Source organism: Ruegeria sp. CI1 (assembly GCF_056536925.1).
The window spans coordinates 200,718-214,746 of sequence record NZ_JBQFQP010000005.1 but is presented as its reverse complement, the minus strand read 5'-3'; the positions used below and the strand labels follow the sequence as shown (position 1 = coordinate 214,746).

At 57.8% G+C, this 14,029-nt stretch carries 11 protein-coding genes; 3 read left to right on the top strand and 8 right to left on the bottom strand.

Annotated features, from left to right (window positions below; translation table 11 throughout):
• Positions 1-21 precede the first annotated feature (21 nt).
• The 5 genes from ACR0LZ_RS08010 to ACR0LZ_RS07990 are packed head-to-tail and all read right to left on the bottom strand — an operon-like array spanning position 22 to position 6,578.
• Entirely contained in the window at positions 22-1,185 is a 1,164-nt protein-coding gene (locus ACR0LZ_RS08010; protein WP_480749267.1) for a M20 aminoacylase family protein, read from the bottom strand.
• 22 nt (positions 1,186-1,207) lie between these two features.
• Positions 1,208-2,371 (bottom strand): M20 aminoacylase family protein, encoded by a 1,164-nt coding sequence (locus tag ACR0LZ_RS08005; RefSeq protein ID WP_480749266.1) that lies wholly within the window; start codon positions 2,369-2,371, stop codon positions 1,208-1,210.
• Positions 2,372-2,387: 16 nt separating this feature from the next.
• Positions 2,388-3,554, bottom strand: coding sequence for a M20 aminoacylase family protein (locus ACR0LZ_RS08000; RefSeq protein ID WP_480749265.1), 1,167 nt, complete (start codon positions 3,552-3,554; stop codon positions 2,388-2,390).
• A 32-nt stretch (positions 3,555-3,586) separates the two neighbouring features.
• Positions 3,587-4,753 carry an acetylornithine deacetylase gene (gene argE, locus ACR0LZ_RS07995; RefSeq protein WP_480749264.1) on the bottom strand — a complete coding sequence of 389 codons (1,167 nt, stop codon included), beginning with the start codon at positions 4,751-4,753 and terminating at the stop codon, positions 3,587-3,589.
• Between the two features lie 4 nt (positions 4,754-4,757).
• Positions 4,758-6,578 (bottom strand): ABC transporter ATP-binding protein, encoded by a 1,821-nt coding sequence (locus tag ACR0LZ_RS07990; protein ID WP_480749263.1) that lies wholly within the window; start codon positions 6,576-6,578, stop codon positions 4,758-4,760.
• A 284-nt stretch (positions 6,579-6,862) separates the two neighbouring features.
• Here ACR0LZ_RS07990 and ACR0LZ_RS07985 point away from each other — a divergent pair, with 284 nt between their 5' ends.
• From ACR0LZ_RS07985 to ACR0LZ_RS07975, 3 genes are all read left to right on the top strand, one after another.
• Positions 6,863-8,569 (top strand): peptide ABC transporter substrate-binding protein, encoded by a 1,707-nt coding sequence (locus ACR0LZ_RS07985; protein ID WP_480749262.1) that lies wholly within the window; start codon positions 6,863-6,865, stop codon positions 8,567-8,569.
• Between the two features lie 94 nt (positions 8,570-8,663).
• Positions 8,664-9,671: an ABC transporter permease gene (locus tag ACR0LZ_RS07980; protein WP_480749261.1), complete on the top strand. Its 1,008-nt coding sequence runs from the start codon at positions 8,664-8,666 to the stop codon at positions 9,669-9,671.
• Positions 9,664-10,644, top strand: coding sequence for an ABC transporter permease (locus tag ACR0LZ_RS07975; protein WP_480749260.1), 981 nt, complete (start codon positions 9,664-9,666; stop codon positions 10,642-10,644). The genes ACR0LZ_RS07980 and ACR0LZ_RS07975 overlap by 8 nt, the downstream gene beginning before the upstream one ends.
• Before the next feature lie 68 nt (positions 10,645-10,712).
• Here ACR0LZ_RS07975 and ACR0LZ_RS07970 read toward each other — a convergent pair whose 3' ends face one another.
• The 3 genes from ACR0LZ_RS07970 to ACR0LZ_RS07960 form a co-directional block, all read right to left on the bottom strand.
• Entirely contained in the window at positions 10,713-12,002 is a 1,290-nt protein-coding gene (locus tag ACR0LZ_RS07970) for a DUF3422 family protein (RefSeq protein WP_480749259.1), read from the bottom strand.
• A gap of 109 nt (positions 12,003-12,111) precedes the next feature.
• On the bottom strand, positions 12,112-12,465 hold the full coding sequence (locus ACR0LZ_RS07965) for a VOC family protein (protein ID WP_480749258.1): 354 nt from the start codon (positions 12,463-12,465) through the stop codon (positions 12,112-12,114).
• 96 nt (positions 12,466-12,561) lie between these two features.
• Positions 12,562-14,016, bottom strand: a complete 1,455-nt coding sequence (locus ACR0LZ_RS07960) for an NAD(P)(+) transhydrogenase (Re/Si-specific) subunit beta (protein ID WP_480749257.1) — start codon at positions 14,014-14,016, stop codon at positions 12,562-12,564.
• Positions 14,017-14,029 lie beyond the last annotated feature (13 nt).

Genomic DNA, 14,029 nt, shown 5'->3' with positions numbered 1-14,029 from the left:
TTCGCCCGCGCCCATGGCGGATCACGCCGCTGGCATGCGTTTTTCGACAATCTCGGCCCACCAGCTGCACCCGGCAGGGATTGCCTCGTCGTTGAAATTATATTCCGGGTGATGCACCATTGCCGTATCGCCATTGCCGACAAGGATATAGGCACCCGGTCGTTCTTCGAGCATGAAGGCGAAATCCTCGCCCCCCATCACCAGAGGCGCTTCCTCGCAATCGCCGGACACCGCGCGTGCCACTTCGGCGGCAAAGCCTGTCTGCTCATCGCTGTTGACCATAACCGGATACCCGCGGATGTACGTTACGTCCGCCGTACCGTCAAAGGTCGCCGCAACGCCGGTGCAGATTTCCTTGATCCGTTTTTCGGCCAGATCGCGCATTTTTTTGCTCATGGTGCGCACGGTGCCTTTGATCTGCACTTTCTGCGGGATCACGTTGAATGCCTTGGAAGATGTCTCAAACGATGTAACCGATACCACCACCTGATCGATGGGGTCGGCATTGCGCGAGGCGATGGTCTGCAGCGCCAGTACCGCCTGCGCTGTCATCACAGTGGTGTCCACCGTCTCATGCGGTTTGGCGGCGTGGCCGCCTCTGCCTTCAAAGGTGATGTCGAATTGGTCGGTTGCCGCAAAAAACGCGCCGGGCCGGATCGCGAAACTGCCGACCGGCTTACCCGGCCAATTATGCATCCCATAGACTTCCTGAATATTCCAGCGATCCATCATGCCGTCTTCACACATCTCGCGACCGCCGCCGCCACCCTCCTCAGCGGGCTGAAAGATCACAACGACTGTACCGTCGAAATTACGGGTTTCGGACAAATACTTGGCAGCCCCCAGCAACATCGCGGTATGGCCGTCATGACCGCAGGCATGCATCGCACCCGGCGTCTTGGAGGCATAGTCCAGCCCTGTCGCCTCGTGAATTGGCAAAGCGTCCATATCGGCGCGCAGACCGATCACCTTGCCCTTGCTGTCACTCTTGCCTTTGATAACGCCGACAACGCCGGTGCGGCCAATACCCGTGACCACATCGTCACACCCGAATTCTTTCAGCTTTTCCGCCACCAATGCGCTGGTGCGATGCGTTTCGAACAAGATTTCCGGGTTCTCGTGGATGTCGCGCCGCCATGCAGAGATTTCCTCCTGCAGCTCCGCAAATCGGTTTTTCACTGGCATATCTGTGTACTCCTTGAGTTTCTCAGGCCGCCGGCATCCGGCGTTCGACCATTTCAGCAAACCACGAGCACCCAAGCGGAATGATCTCGTCGTTGAAATCGTATTCCGGGTGGTGCAATCCGGCGCTGTCACCATTTCCCAGAACGATGAACGCACCGGGCCGTTCCTGCAGCATGAATGAGAAGTCCTCACCCCCCATCACCATCGGCGCCTCGACGCAGCTGCCGCCGACCACAACCGCAGCTTCGGTGGCAAAGCCGGTCTGCTCTTCGGCGTTGATCGTAACCGGAACTCCGTGGCTGTAGCGAATATCGGCTGCTCCTCCGAACGCTGCAACGGTCCCGGCAACAACCTCCTTCAGACGGTTTTCGATCAATACACGCGCATCATTCGAATGGGTTCGGACAGTGCCGCGCAACCTGGCGGATTGCGGAATCACGTTAAAGGCGTTGGACGAGGTTTCCACCGAAGTCACCGACAGGACAGCTTGTAATGTCGGATCCACGTTCCGCGATACCACCGTTTGCAGCGCAATGATGACCTGAGCCAGCATAACCGTGGTGTCTACCGTGTCATGCGGCTTGGCCGCGTGGCCACCGCGCCCGGTCAATTGAATGTCAAACTCGTCCGCCGCCGCCAGCAAAGGCCCGGAACGGATGGCAAACTGACCTGTCTTCAGACCCGGCATGTTGTGCATGGCATAGACTTCCTGAATGCCGAACCGGTCCATCAAGCCGTCTTTGACCATCGCCTCGGCCCCGTTGCCGCCCTCTTCGGCAGGTTGGAAAATCACAACGGCTGTGCCATCGAAGTTACGGGTTTCCGCCAGATATTTCGCTGCCCCCAAAACCATCGCTGTATGGCCATCATGACCGCAGGCGTGCATGGCACCCGGTGTTTTCGAGGTGTAGTCCAGCCCAGTCAGCTCATCCATCGGGAGCGCATCCATATCGGCCCGCAATCCGATTGAACGCCCCTTTGTATCCGTCTTTCCCCTAATAACGCCGACTACACCTGTGCGGCCAATACCAGTCACCACCTCATCACAACCGAACTCCTTCAGCTTGTCGGCCACCAGCGCACTGGTGCGGTGCGTGTCGTAAAGAATTTCAGGGTTTTCATGAATGTCACGCCGCCAGGCCGTGATCTCGTCATGCATTTCAGCGAGCCGGTTCTTGATCGGCATGCCATTCCCCCCCTTTTCACGCCACAGGCATTCGTCGTTCCACCAACTCTGCAAACCAGCTGCAGCCGGCTGGAATGGCGTCATCATCAAAATTATAGGCCGGGTGATGACACATGGCCGTATCCCCGTTCCCAATGAAGATGTAGGCCCCAGGGCGTTCTTCAAGCATGTAGGCAAAATCTTCTGACGGCATGATCGGATCGGTTTCGTCGTTTATCTTACCTGCCACCGCCTTTGCGGCCTCTGCGGCAAACCCCGTTTCGGCTTGGGTATTCATCGTGACGGGGTAGCCGGGTGTCCACGTCACCTCGGCTTTGGCGCCAAAAGCCGAGGCGGTATCTTCGGCGATCCGACGAACACGTTCTTCCGCAATCGCACGGTATTCTGGATCGAGCGTCCGAACCGTTCCTTGAAGCCGGGCGGTATGCGCGATGACGTTGGATGCCACGCTGTCGGTTTGGAATGTGCCTACGGTCAGCACCACGCTCTTGATCGGATTGACCGTTCGGGAAACGACCGACTGAAGGGACACCACGGTCTGCGCGGCGACCAATGTCGTATCTACGGCATCATGCGGAGCCGCGGCGTGGCCACCCTTGCCGGTCACGACGATCTCAAACTCATCGGACGACGCCAGAAGCGCGCCGGGGCGTATGGCAAACTCCCCTACCGGCAGCCCCGGCATGTTGTGCATTCCATAAACCTCCTGAATGCCCCAGCGATCCATAAGACCGTCCTGGCACATCGCAAGCCCGCCCGCCCCTCCTTCTTCCGCCGGTTGGAAAATCAGCACCACTGTCCCATCGAAGTGCCGCGTCTCAGCCAGATATTTCGCGGCCCCTAGCAGCATCGACGTATGCCCATCATGCCCACAGGCATGCATCTTGCCGGGCACGGTCGAGGCATAGTCGACCCCAGTTGCCTCTTCGATTGGCAAGGCATCCATGTCTGCCCGCAGCCCGATCACACGGCCCTTGGTGTCAGATTTGCCCTTGATTACCGCAACGACACCCGTCTGACCGATACCGGTCGTGATGTCGTCGACACCGATCTCTTTCAGTCGCTCCACCACAAATGCTGCAGTCTTGTGCACATCGTACATGAGTTCCGGATGAGCGTGCAGGTGACGCCGCCATTCAGTGATTTCCTGATGCATTTCTGCGAGCCGGTTCTTTATCGGCATTTCCAACTCTCCCCTTTTGGTCGCTGGCCCGGTCAGGCCGTCAGCCTGTCCAGCAAACGCTCCATGAATGTATGTCCCGCGCTGAATTGTGCCACGGTAATGTATTCGTTGGGTTGATGTGCCTGCGCGATGTCGCCGGGACCACAGATGACCGCCGAGTACCCCGCCTCCTGAAACTGACCCGCTTCGGTGCCATAGCTTACGACATGGCGGGCGTTGTCACCAGTGAGGGCACGCACCAGCGTTTCGGCCTCACCATCCTCTTCGGGCAAAAGCGCGGGAACGGCAAAGTTCTCGGAAATCTCGATACACGCTTCCGGATGAACAGCCTGCATGCTGGCCTCGGTGCGACGCACCTGTTCCAGATAGGCATCACGCCACATGCCTGCATCTTCCCCCGGCACCACTCGGAAATCCATCATAAAGCGGCAATCCTTGGCGGTGATGTTATGCGCCGTTCCACCTTCGATCATGCCTACATGACAAGTCGTCCATGGCGGATCGAACAGTGCCGCCACTTCAGACGGCTCTGCAGCCATGTTTTCGGCATTGCGGGCATTCGCCCAGTCGATCAACGGCGCTGCAGACATGATTGCGTTGACGCCAGTATGCATGATCGAACTGTGCACCTCGAACCCGACGACATGCGTGTCATATCCAAAGCTGCCCTTGTGCCCGGTCACGGCCTGCATCATCGACGGTTCACCCACAATCACGGCGCTGCCCTTTGGCAGCACCCTTTGCATCTCGGCGATCATTGGAGGCGCACCAGTACAGCCGACCTCTTCATCAAAACTCAGAGCCAATTGCAGCGGGCGGGTCACGTTGCGGTACTTTGCTTCGACCATCGCCCAGATCGCAAGCGCGTCGAACCCCTTCATGTCGCATGTGCCGCGCCCGAAATACTTGCCGTCACGCTCGGTTACTGTGAAAGGATCGCTATCCCAGGGCTGGCCATCGACCGGCACCACATCAGTATGACCGGACAGAACAACGGCCCCCTCTTCCCACGGCCCTACATGCGCAAACAGCGCCGATTTGTGTGGTTGTCCGGGATCCGGCCAGCGATGAGCCTCGATCCCGTGGCTGTAAAGATAGTCTGCGATCCAATCGACCAAAGGCAGGTTGGTATCACGACTCACTGTTGGAAACGAGATCAGTTTGGTCATGATCTCCAACGGCGACAGACGTGTGGGCATATGGCTAGTATCCGCTGTCAGTTGTCAGGATAAAATGCCCCGGTTCTACCTCGCGGTATTGCGACGGTTCCGGCTTGTATCCGATAGGATGAATTGGCGACGGGATCGGTTTGAAGTTCAGGTCTTTTTCAGATTTTCGCCTATTGGGATCGGCAATCGGAACCGCCTTCATCAAGGCCTGAGTATAAGGATGCTGCGGGTTCTCGAATACGCGGGACCGCGGCCCCAGCTCGACGATACGGCCAAGGTACATGACACCGACATGATGGCTAACGCGTTCCACAACCGCCATGTCATGGCTGATGAACAGATAGCTGAGCCCAAGCTCGGCCTGCAGTTCCATCATCAGGTTCAGAACCTGTGCCTGTACCGACACGTCCAACGCCGATACGGCCTCATCCGCTATGATCAGCTTGGGGTTCAAAGCCAGCGCCCGTGCGATGGCGATACGTTGTCGTTGGCCACCCGACATCTCGTGCGGGAAGCGGCGCATGAAGCTACGGGGCAGTTGAACGCGGTCGAACAGGTTGGCGACCCGATCATGCAACTCCGAGCCAGTCGCCACATTGTAGTTGCGCAACGGCTCAGCCACCTGGTCCACAAGTTGCATCTGCGGATTGAGCGAGGCGAACGGATCCTGAAAGATCATCTGCATGTCCAGACGCGCCTTGCGCAGACCGGTCTGGTCAAGTTTCATGATGTCGACACCATCGAGACTGATCTCGCCTGTCATCGGCTCGACCAGGCGCAGAATCGATCGCCCCGCCGAAGACTTTCCGCAACCGGACTCGCCCACTAGGCTGAGCGTTTGGCCCCGGTTCAAGTTGAAAGACACATCCTCAACTGCGTGTACATTGGCCACGGTGCGGCGGAGCAGCCCGCCTTTTACGGGGAATCGGGTGGTCAGGCCTTTGACACTCAACAGCACCTCTTCGGTGCCGGGAATGGGCGCAATGTTTTGGTTTTCAACCCCCATCAGTTTCATCGGCTCGGGCGCTGATTTCCCACGCATTTCGCCCAGCTTTGGAACCGCGGCCAGCAATGCCTTGGTGTAGTCGTGCCGAGGGTTTTCAAAGATCTCGCTAACCGTGCCCTCTTCGACCTTGTTGCCTCGATACATGACCACGACTCGGTCCGCCATCTGCGCCACGACCGCCATGTCGTGCGTGATGAACATCACCGCCGTCCCGGTCTCGCGCTTCAGCCGGTCCATCAGCGCCAGGATTTCGGCCTGAATGGTCACGTCCAACGCCGTTGTCGGCTCGTCCGCAATCAGCAGACGCGGCTCACAGGCCATCGCCATTGCGATGACCACCCGCTGACGCATGCCGCCCGACAACTCGTGTGGATATTGCTTCAACCGCCGCTCAGGTTCCGGGATGCGCACCTGCCGCAGCAGTTCCAGCGCCCGCTCCTCGGCCTGCGCCTTGGACATGTTTCTGTGAATCCGAAGCCCTTCGGTCAATTGTCGTTCTACCGTGAAAACCGGATTCAGCGCCGTCATCGGCTCCTGAAATATCATTCCGATCTCGTTGCCGCGAATCTGTTTCATCAAATCCTGGTCGGCTTTCGACAAATCGAACTCTTCGCCGTCGCGCCGGTCGAACAGCAACTGGCCACCCGCGATTTCACCGCCCCCGAACTCGACCAACCGCATCAGAGACAGAGATGATACGGATTTGCCCGAACCGGATTCGCCAACGATACAAACGGTTTCCCCGGGATGCACCTCAAACGAGACATCTTCCACGCCCACCACCGGGCCGTCCTTGGTTTGAAACTCGACACGAAGTTTCTTGATCTGTGCAATGGGCTGATCCAGCACGAGTGCGCTCCCCTTGGTCACCCTTATGTGTTGTGTGTCAAACGCTATGTCCGGGGGCCGGTAAAAGTCAAACCCATTGGAAACTTTCCCAACGGCAAGGCTTGCATTTTTTAAAAACTCTGTTTCGATACGTCTCGTAACCGTTCCTGGGGAGAGAACGAAAACGGCGCAGCGTAAAAAACGTTACATTAGTTTTCAACAACTTACCCGACATACGGCAACGCCAAACCCGCAGGCAATGCGGAGATAATCGAGACACGTTCGTGTCCAACATGGAGTGTAGAATGAAAACCAAAGCCCTTTTACTTGGTGCGATTGCAAGCACGGCGCTGGCCCAAACAGCCTTTGCCGAGCGCGGATCGGATGGCAATGTCAGCATCATTTATTGGCAAGCCCCGTCGATCCTAAACCCATTCCTTTCGGGCGGCACGAAGGACGTCGAATCCTCGTCACTGGTGATCGAACCCCTCGCGCGCTACAACGAAAACGGCGAAATGGTGCCCTATCTGGCAGCCGAGATTCCGACCGTCGACAATGGCGGTGTCAGCGAGGACCTGACCTCGATCACCTGGAAAATCGCCCCGGGCATCCTGTGGTCGGACGGCACACCTTTCACTGCTCATGACGTCAAGTTCACCGCCGACTATTGCATGCACCCCGAAGGCGGCTGTGCGCAGTTGACAAAGTTCGAAGGCGTGACCTCGGTTGAGGCACTGGACGACATGACCGTCAAAGTCACCTTTGGCGAAGCCACCCCGTTCCCGTACGGCCCGTTCGTGGGAGGCGAAAGCCCGATCATTCAGAAAGCCCAATTCGAAAACTGCATGGGCGCAAAGGCTCCGGAATGCACCGAGCAGAACTTCGGCCCGATTGGCACCGGCCCATTTGTCGTGGATGAGTTCAAACCGAACGACGTGATCACCATGTCGGCCAACCCGAACTACCGTGATCCGAACAAGCCTGCGTTTGCGACACTGACCTTCAAGGGCGGCGGTGACGCAACTGCTGCAGGACGCGCAGTGATGGAAACCGGCGAATTCGACTATGCCTGGAACCTACAGCTTGCACCGGAAGTAATTGCGCAGATGGAAGCAGGTGGCAAAGGCGTTCCGGTTGCTGGCTTCGGCCCGCTGGTCGAACGCATCATGTTGAACCAGACCAACCCGTCGCCTGACCTGCCCGAAGGCGAACGCTCGACCGCCAAGCATCCACATCCGTTCCTTCAGGATCCTGCGGTTTACAAGGCAATGTCGTTGGCTATCGACCGCCCGCTGCTGGTGGAAATCGGATATGGCAAAGCCGGTCAGGTAACCTGTAACTGGGTTCCGGCCCCGGCGGCCGTGAATTCAGACACCTTCACCTGTGACACGCAGGACATCGAAGGCGCGAAGAAACTGCTGGATGACGCAGGTATCGTTGATTCCGATGGCGATGGCGTCCGTGAAAAAGACGGTGTTCCGCTGAAAATCGTCTACCAGACCTCGACCAACGCCGTCCGACAAGACTTCCAGGCGCTGATCAAGGAGTGGTGGGCCGAGATCGGTATTGAATCCGAACTGCGCAACATCAACGCCTCTGTCTTCTTTGGAGGCGACCCGGGTTCACCCGACACCTTCCAGAAGTTCTATGCCGACGTCGAAATGTACGCCAACACCTTCAACGGCACGGACCCGCAGTCCTATCTGGGCAACGGCCTGTGCGACAAGGCGCCCAAACCGGAATCTCAGTGGCAGGGTGAAAACATCAGCCGTTTCTGCAACGAAGAGTTTGACGCACTGCACGCGGAGCTCACAAAAACGGCCGGTGCGGACGCACGCGCGGAAATCGCCAAGCGCCTGAACGACATCATGGTCGAGAACGGTGGCATGATCCCGCTGGTTCACCGTGGCCGTCTGTCGGCACATGCCAACACCTTGGGCGGCGTGGTCCTGAACGTGTGGGACAGCGAGCTGTGGAACGCGGCTGACTGGTACCGCATGACCGGCTCCTAAGCGTCTTGCTTGCTCAACCGCGTCCCGATCTTTTCGGGGCGCGGCATTGGGCAGGTGACTTCATGAAAAGACTAATAAACCAAGGCGCACCTGAATGCTGACCTTCACCATACGCCGCCTGATTCTGGCCGTTCCTACGCTTTTGTTCATCAGTCTTGTGATTTTCCTTCTCCTCGAACTCGCCCCCGGTGACCCGATGGCGCAGGTTCCCCTGACAGTTCCGCCGGAAGTAAAGGAAAAGATGCGCGAGGCGCTTGGCCTCGGCCAGCCGATGCACATCCGGTTCTGGAAATGGATCGTGCAGTTCTTCTGGATCGAGCCGCAGGTGCTGATTGACCACTATCTCGGCACCAGCTTTTCCGAAGGTGACCTGCGTGTAATCTCGTGGCAGACCCGCTCGCCCGTCATGGACATCGTGGTTCAGCGCATTCCGCAAACCCTGTGGGTCGTCGGCACGGCCTATATCGTCGCAATCATCATTGCCCTGCCTATCGGCATCTACTCGGCCTACCGCCAGTACAGCTGGTTTGACCAGATGGGAACGTTTGTCTCGATGGTGGGTTTCTCTGTCCCGCCTTTCTTCTCAGGCGTTCTGGTGATCGTGATCTTCTCGGTTCAGTTGGGCTGGTTCCCGTCGATCTATGACACCACCCACGTCGTCAACAGTTGGGACAGCTTTGTCGTCCAGCTGAAACAAATGATCATGCCGGTGATGGTGCTGGCGTTGCAAATCACCGCGCAATTGTCCCGTTTCATGCGCGCCTCGATGCTGGACAATCTCAACCAGGATTATGTACGCACTGCCCGCGCGAAGGGCCTCAGCGAATACACAGTAGTCATGGTTCACGTCCTGCGCAACTCGATGATCCCGGTGGTGACAGTGATCGCGCTGGGGATTCCATCCATCTTTGGCGGCGCAATCATCACCGAGCAGGTGTTCAAGGTAAACGGCATCGGTCAGCTATTGATCGGCGCCATTCAGGCCAACGACCTGCCGATGGTGCAAACGCTCACTTTTATCTTCGCCGTGCTGATCGTGCTGTTCAACCTGATCGCCGACGTTCTCTACGGCATTCTGGACCCGAGGATCCGCTATGACTGACAAGGATCGCACAGACACCCTGGTTCCGGACGAGGGGCTGGCACCTGCCTCGACTGCATTGCCAACGTCCGACGTGATGGAAGAGATATCCACGCCCCCGCGCAGTCAATGGCGGGAAGTCTGGGATCAGTTCAAGACCCACAAGGGCGCCATGATCGGAGCGATTTTGTTCATTCTAATCGTCGCGGCCGTTTATTTGGGTCCATACTTTTGGGATATCGACGCCACAAAAACCGCCATCCGCGAACGCAATCAAGGGCCAAGCTTTGCGCACCCGTTCGGGACGGATCAGCTTGGCCGCGACATCTTGGCCCGGATGATGGCGGGTGGGCAGACCTCTGTTTCAGTGGGCATCACAGCGATGCTGCTGGCGCTTTTTTTGGGATCGTTGATCGGGGTCGTCGCCGGGTTCTTCAAACGACTGGACGGGCCGCTGATGCGCCTGACCGACCTGTTCCTCGCCCTGCCCCTGTTGCCCCTGCTGCTGGTCATGATGCTTCTGTTCCGCGAGCCGCTAGCGGCCGCATTCGGGTTGGAACGCGGGATCTTTATCCTGATTGTCTCCGCCATCGGCGTCACCTCGTGGATGCCCACCGCGCGGATCGTGCGGGGCGACGTGCTGGCCATCAAGGAGCGGGAGTTCGTTCTGGCGGCACGATCGATCGGAACGTCCAACCGGCAAACTATTACGCGTCATATCCTTCCCAACGTGCTGTCTCCGATCATGGTTTCGGCAACGCTGGGTATCGCCACGGCGATCATCACCGAAAGCGCCCTGTCCTTCCTTGGGTTGGGCTTTCCACCCGACTTTCCGACTTGGGGCCGCTTGTTGTTCGATGGAGTTGACTATCTTCAACAGTATCCGGAGCGTGTGTTCTGGCCCGGACTTGCGATCTCGCTGACTGTTCTGAGTGTCAATTACCTTGGCGACGGCCTGCGCGACGCGCTGGATCCGCGTATTCGAGGACGCTGATTACAACGCCTTAACGAAGCCACGACCGCGCAAGATTGGGCGGTCGTCTTTTTTTGAAGGTCAACGTGTCAGGCCGGTTTGTGCTCGATCCTCCGTCGAATCCTTCGAACGGACTGCCAGACAAGAATGACCACCGGCAACGTGACAAGCGAGGTAAGCATCCCCTTGCTGATCCCTGCCGCAGTCAGCGGATAAAGCAGATATCCGGCAAGTGAGACAGCGTAGTAGCTGATAGCTACCACCGACAGCCCTTCGACCGTGTGCTGCAGGCGCAGCGTAAGATCGGCCCGCCGATCCATGCTTTCCAGCAACGCCTGGTTTTGTGCGCTGCGTTCCACGTCCACACGCGTACGCAACAATTCACCCGCCCGGATCGCCCGGTCCGATAAGGCCTCCAGTCGCCTTTCGGTAGATTTGACCGTTCGGATGGCCGGGTCGTAGCGCCGCATCATGAAATCGGCAAAAGTCTGTCGTCCTTCAAAGCGCTCTTCACGCAGGATCTCGATCCTCTGATTTACGATGGCTTCATAAGCACCGGTCGCGCCAAAGCGGAATGCACAGCGCGCAGACAGTGTTTCCAGTTCGGTCGATGTCGAAAGGAGCTGCGGCAACAACTCTTCCGCGCTGGCTTCACCGACCGTCATTTCAGTCATCAAGGCCGTCAACTGTCCATCCAACTCGCCAATGCGAGGGATCAGCTTTTTGACCCGGGCAAAGCCAAGCATCGACATGGCCTTGTAGGTTTCGATCTCGCACAGGCGCTGAATGATCCGTCCTGTTCTGCGACGGCCCAATTCCTTGGACACGAAAACCGCCATCCGCATGTGACCCGCCGGATCAATACGAAAATCACTGGCGACCACCGCAGCATCGTCCAGCACGCGCGAGACGGCCAGACTTTCAGGTTCAAACCATTCACTCAAAGCTTCGTCGATTTTTCCACCTCCCGGATGGTCAACGACACGCAGCATTGCCGACGTCACTCTCTGCCCCGGGCTTTTCATCAGCCAATCCGGTGGAAAAACCTCGAAATCCGCCGGGTTGAAAGCCCGCTCGCTGACGTTCTGAGAAATGGCCGTATAGGTCACGAACTCGGTGTGCTGCTCCCATTTCAGCCAGTACCGTCCGATCTGGCCCGCATAATGTGTAGCACCCGGTTGGGGATGTGGCGCACCGTGCCTGTCCAGCAGGTTGATCAGGTGGGAGACATCAAGCGCCTTGTCCCGTGCCACAGCTTCGACGGACTGCTTGATCGCCAGAAAAACGACTGTGCAGGGTGCCGACGTTGTCGGGAAAGGTCGCGCATGTAACTCGTTCGCCAATACATAGCGGAGAGGGTGATCCTGGATGGGCGTCATGAAAGGCTCCTGCAATTACAGGCACTATAAGCAATAGGCGAGATACATCAATTATCTTTTTATTTCATACACTTACGTGAATACCATTGTATGCACGTCTGCTAAACCTCTAATTCGGCTGCCATAATTCGATCGGGTTACCCTCGGGGTCGTGAATGCGGGCGAATCGCCCCGCCTCGCTGTCCCAGTCGGCGCGAGTTTCAACATCGATTCCGGCGGCACGAAGTTGCCCGACCATGGCGCCCAGATCATCCACCCGGAAATTGATCATCCACTGCTGACCGGCCTTGCCAAAATACTCCGTATCCCGCGCGAAGGGGGCAAAGACGGTATAGCCTTCGCGCTGTTGCCACGGCAGCGGGTTCAGCCGGTTTACTCCCAAATGTGTTTCATACCACTCAGCCAGAGCATCAGGATCTCTGGCGCGAAAAAAGAAGCCGCCGATGCCGTTCACCTTTTCCATCGTAACCTCCGCTCTATTCAGCTCATGCCAGGCAGCACCATTCACAAAAAAGGGGCGCCCGCATGGGACGCCCCGATATTGTAGCAATTGAACGAATTAGTCGATCATCGGCAGCAGCTTATCCAGCGACTGCTTGGCGTCCCCATAGAACATCCTCGTGTTCTCTTTGAAGAACAGCGGGTTCTCGATACCAGAATAGCCGGTGCCCTGACCACGCTTGGACACGAACACCTGCTTGGCCTTCCAGCATTCCAGAACCGGCATACCGGCGATGGGGCTGTTGGGGTCTTCCTGTGCTGCAGGGTTCACGATATCGTTCGAACCGATCACGATGGCTACATCCGTATCCGGGAAATCGTCGTTGATCTCGTCCATTTCCAGAACGATGTCATACGGCACTTTCGCCTCTGCCAGCAGAACGTTCATGTGTCCTGGCAAACGCCCGGCAACCGGGTGGATGGCAAAACGCACGTTCTTTCCCTTGGCGCGCAGTTTGCGCACCAGTTCACTGACCGATTGCTGCGCCTGCGCCACGGCCATGCCATATCCGGGGATGATGATCACGCTGTCAGCGTCGTTCAAGGCTGCGGCAACACCATCCGCCTCGATGGCGATCTGCTCACCCTCGACCTCCATTTGCGGGCCTCCGGTATTCCCAAAACCGCCCAAGATCACGCTGACAAAGTGACGGTTCATCGCCTTGCACATTATGTAGGACAGGATCGCACCCGAGGAACCCACCAGCGCACCGACAACAATAAGAAGGTCGTTGCCCAACGAAAAGCCGATCGCCGCAGCCGCCCAGCCCGAGTAGCTGTTCAGCATCGACACAACCACCGGCATGTCCGCGCCACCGATGCCCATGATCAGGTGATAGCCGATGAACAGCGCCGCCAGCGTCATCAGGAACAGCGGAAAGAAACCGCCCGAGTTGGTGTACCAGATCAGACAGATCAACGACAAAGCCGCGGCACCTGCGTTCAACGCATGTCCCCCGGGCAGCTTTGTCGCCGCCGAAGTCACTTTGCCCGCCAGCTTGCCATAAGCCACAACCGAACCGGTAAAGGTGATCGCACCGATGAAGATGCCCAGGAACAACTCGACGTGCAGAATTGCCAATTCAGCCGAGGTCTTCTTGGCGATCAGCTTGGCAAATGCGCCCAGATCGGACAGGTCCGCTTCTTTCGCGCTGTCGGCGATGGCCATGACCTGCGCCACGTTGCCGATCTCAAAGTGTGCGTTAAAGCCAACGAACACGGCCGCCAGACCAACTAGCGAGTGCATTGCGGCCACCAGCTGTGGCATCTCGGTCATCTGCACGCGCTGCGCCACGTATTGACCGATCAGTCCGCCGCCGATGATCAGCAGGATCGACAGCAACCACAGGCCAGAACCGGGGCCAACCAGCGTGGCAAAGACGGCCAGCGCCATACCGACGATGCCGTACCAGACCGCGCGCTTGGCGCTTTCCTGGTTCGACAACCCGCCGAGGGAAAGGATGAACAGAACAGCCGCAACAACATAGGCGGCAGTAGTGAAGCCATAATCCATTTACCCGGCCTCC

Excerpts from the sequence above, each read along its gene's own strand:
- ACR0LZ_RS08010 (WP_480749267.1), bottom strand. The coding sequence starts at position 1,185 with ATGCCAGTGAAAAACCGATTTGCGGAGCTGCAGGAGGAAATCTCTGCA.
- ACR0LZ_RS08005 (WP_480749266.1), bottom strand. The coding sequence starts at position 2,371 with ATGCCGATCAAGAACCGGCTCGCTGAAATGCATGACGAGATCACGGCC.
- ACR0LZ_RS08000 (WP_480749265.1), bottom strand. The coding sequence starts at position 3,554 with ATGCCGATAAAGAACCGGCTCGCAGAAATGCATCAGGAAATCACTGAA.
- argE (WP_480749264.1), bottom strand. The coding sequence starts at position 4,753 with ATGCCCACACGTCTGTCGCCGTTGGAGATCATGACCAAACTGATCTCG.
- ACR0LZ_RS07985 (WP_480749262.1), top strand. The coding sequence starts at position 6,863 with ATGAAAACCAAAGCCCTTTTACTTGGTGCGATTGCAAGCACGGCGCTG.
- ACR0LZ_RS07980 (WP_480749261.1), top strand. The coding sequence starts at position 8,664 with ATGCTGACCTTCACCATACGCCGCCTGATTCTGGCCGTTCCTACGCTT.
- ACR0LZ_RS07975 (WP_480749260.1), top strand. The coding sequence starts at position 9,664 with ATGACTGACAAGGATCGCACAGACACCCTGGTTCCGGACGAGGGGCTG.
- ACR0LZ_RS07970 (WP_480749259.1), bottom strand. The coding sequence starts at position 12,002 with ATGACGCCCATCCAGGATCACCCTCTCCGCTATGTATTGGCGAACGAG.
- ACR0LZ_RS07965 (WP_480749258.1), bottom strand. The coding sequence starts at position 12,465 with ATGGAAAAGGTGAACGGCATCGGCGGCTTCTTTTTTCGCGCCAGAGAT.
- ACR0LZ_RS07960 (WP_480749257.1), bottom strand. The coding sequence starts at position 14,016 with ATGGATTATGGCTTCACTACTGCCGCCTATGTTGTTGCGGCTGTTCTG.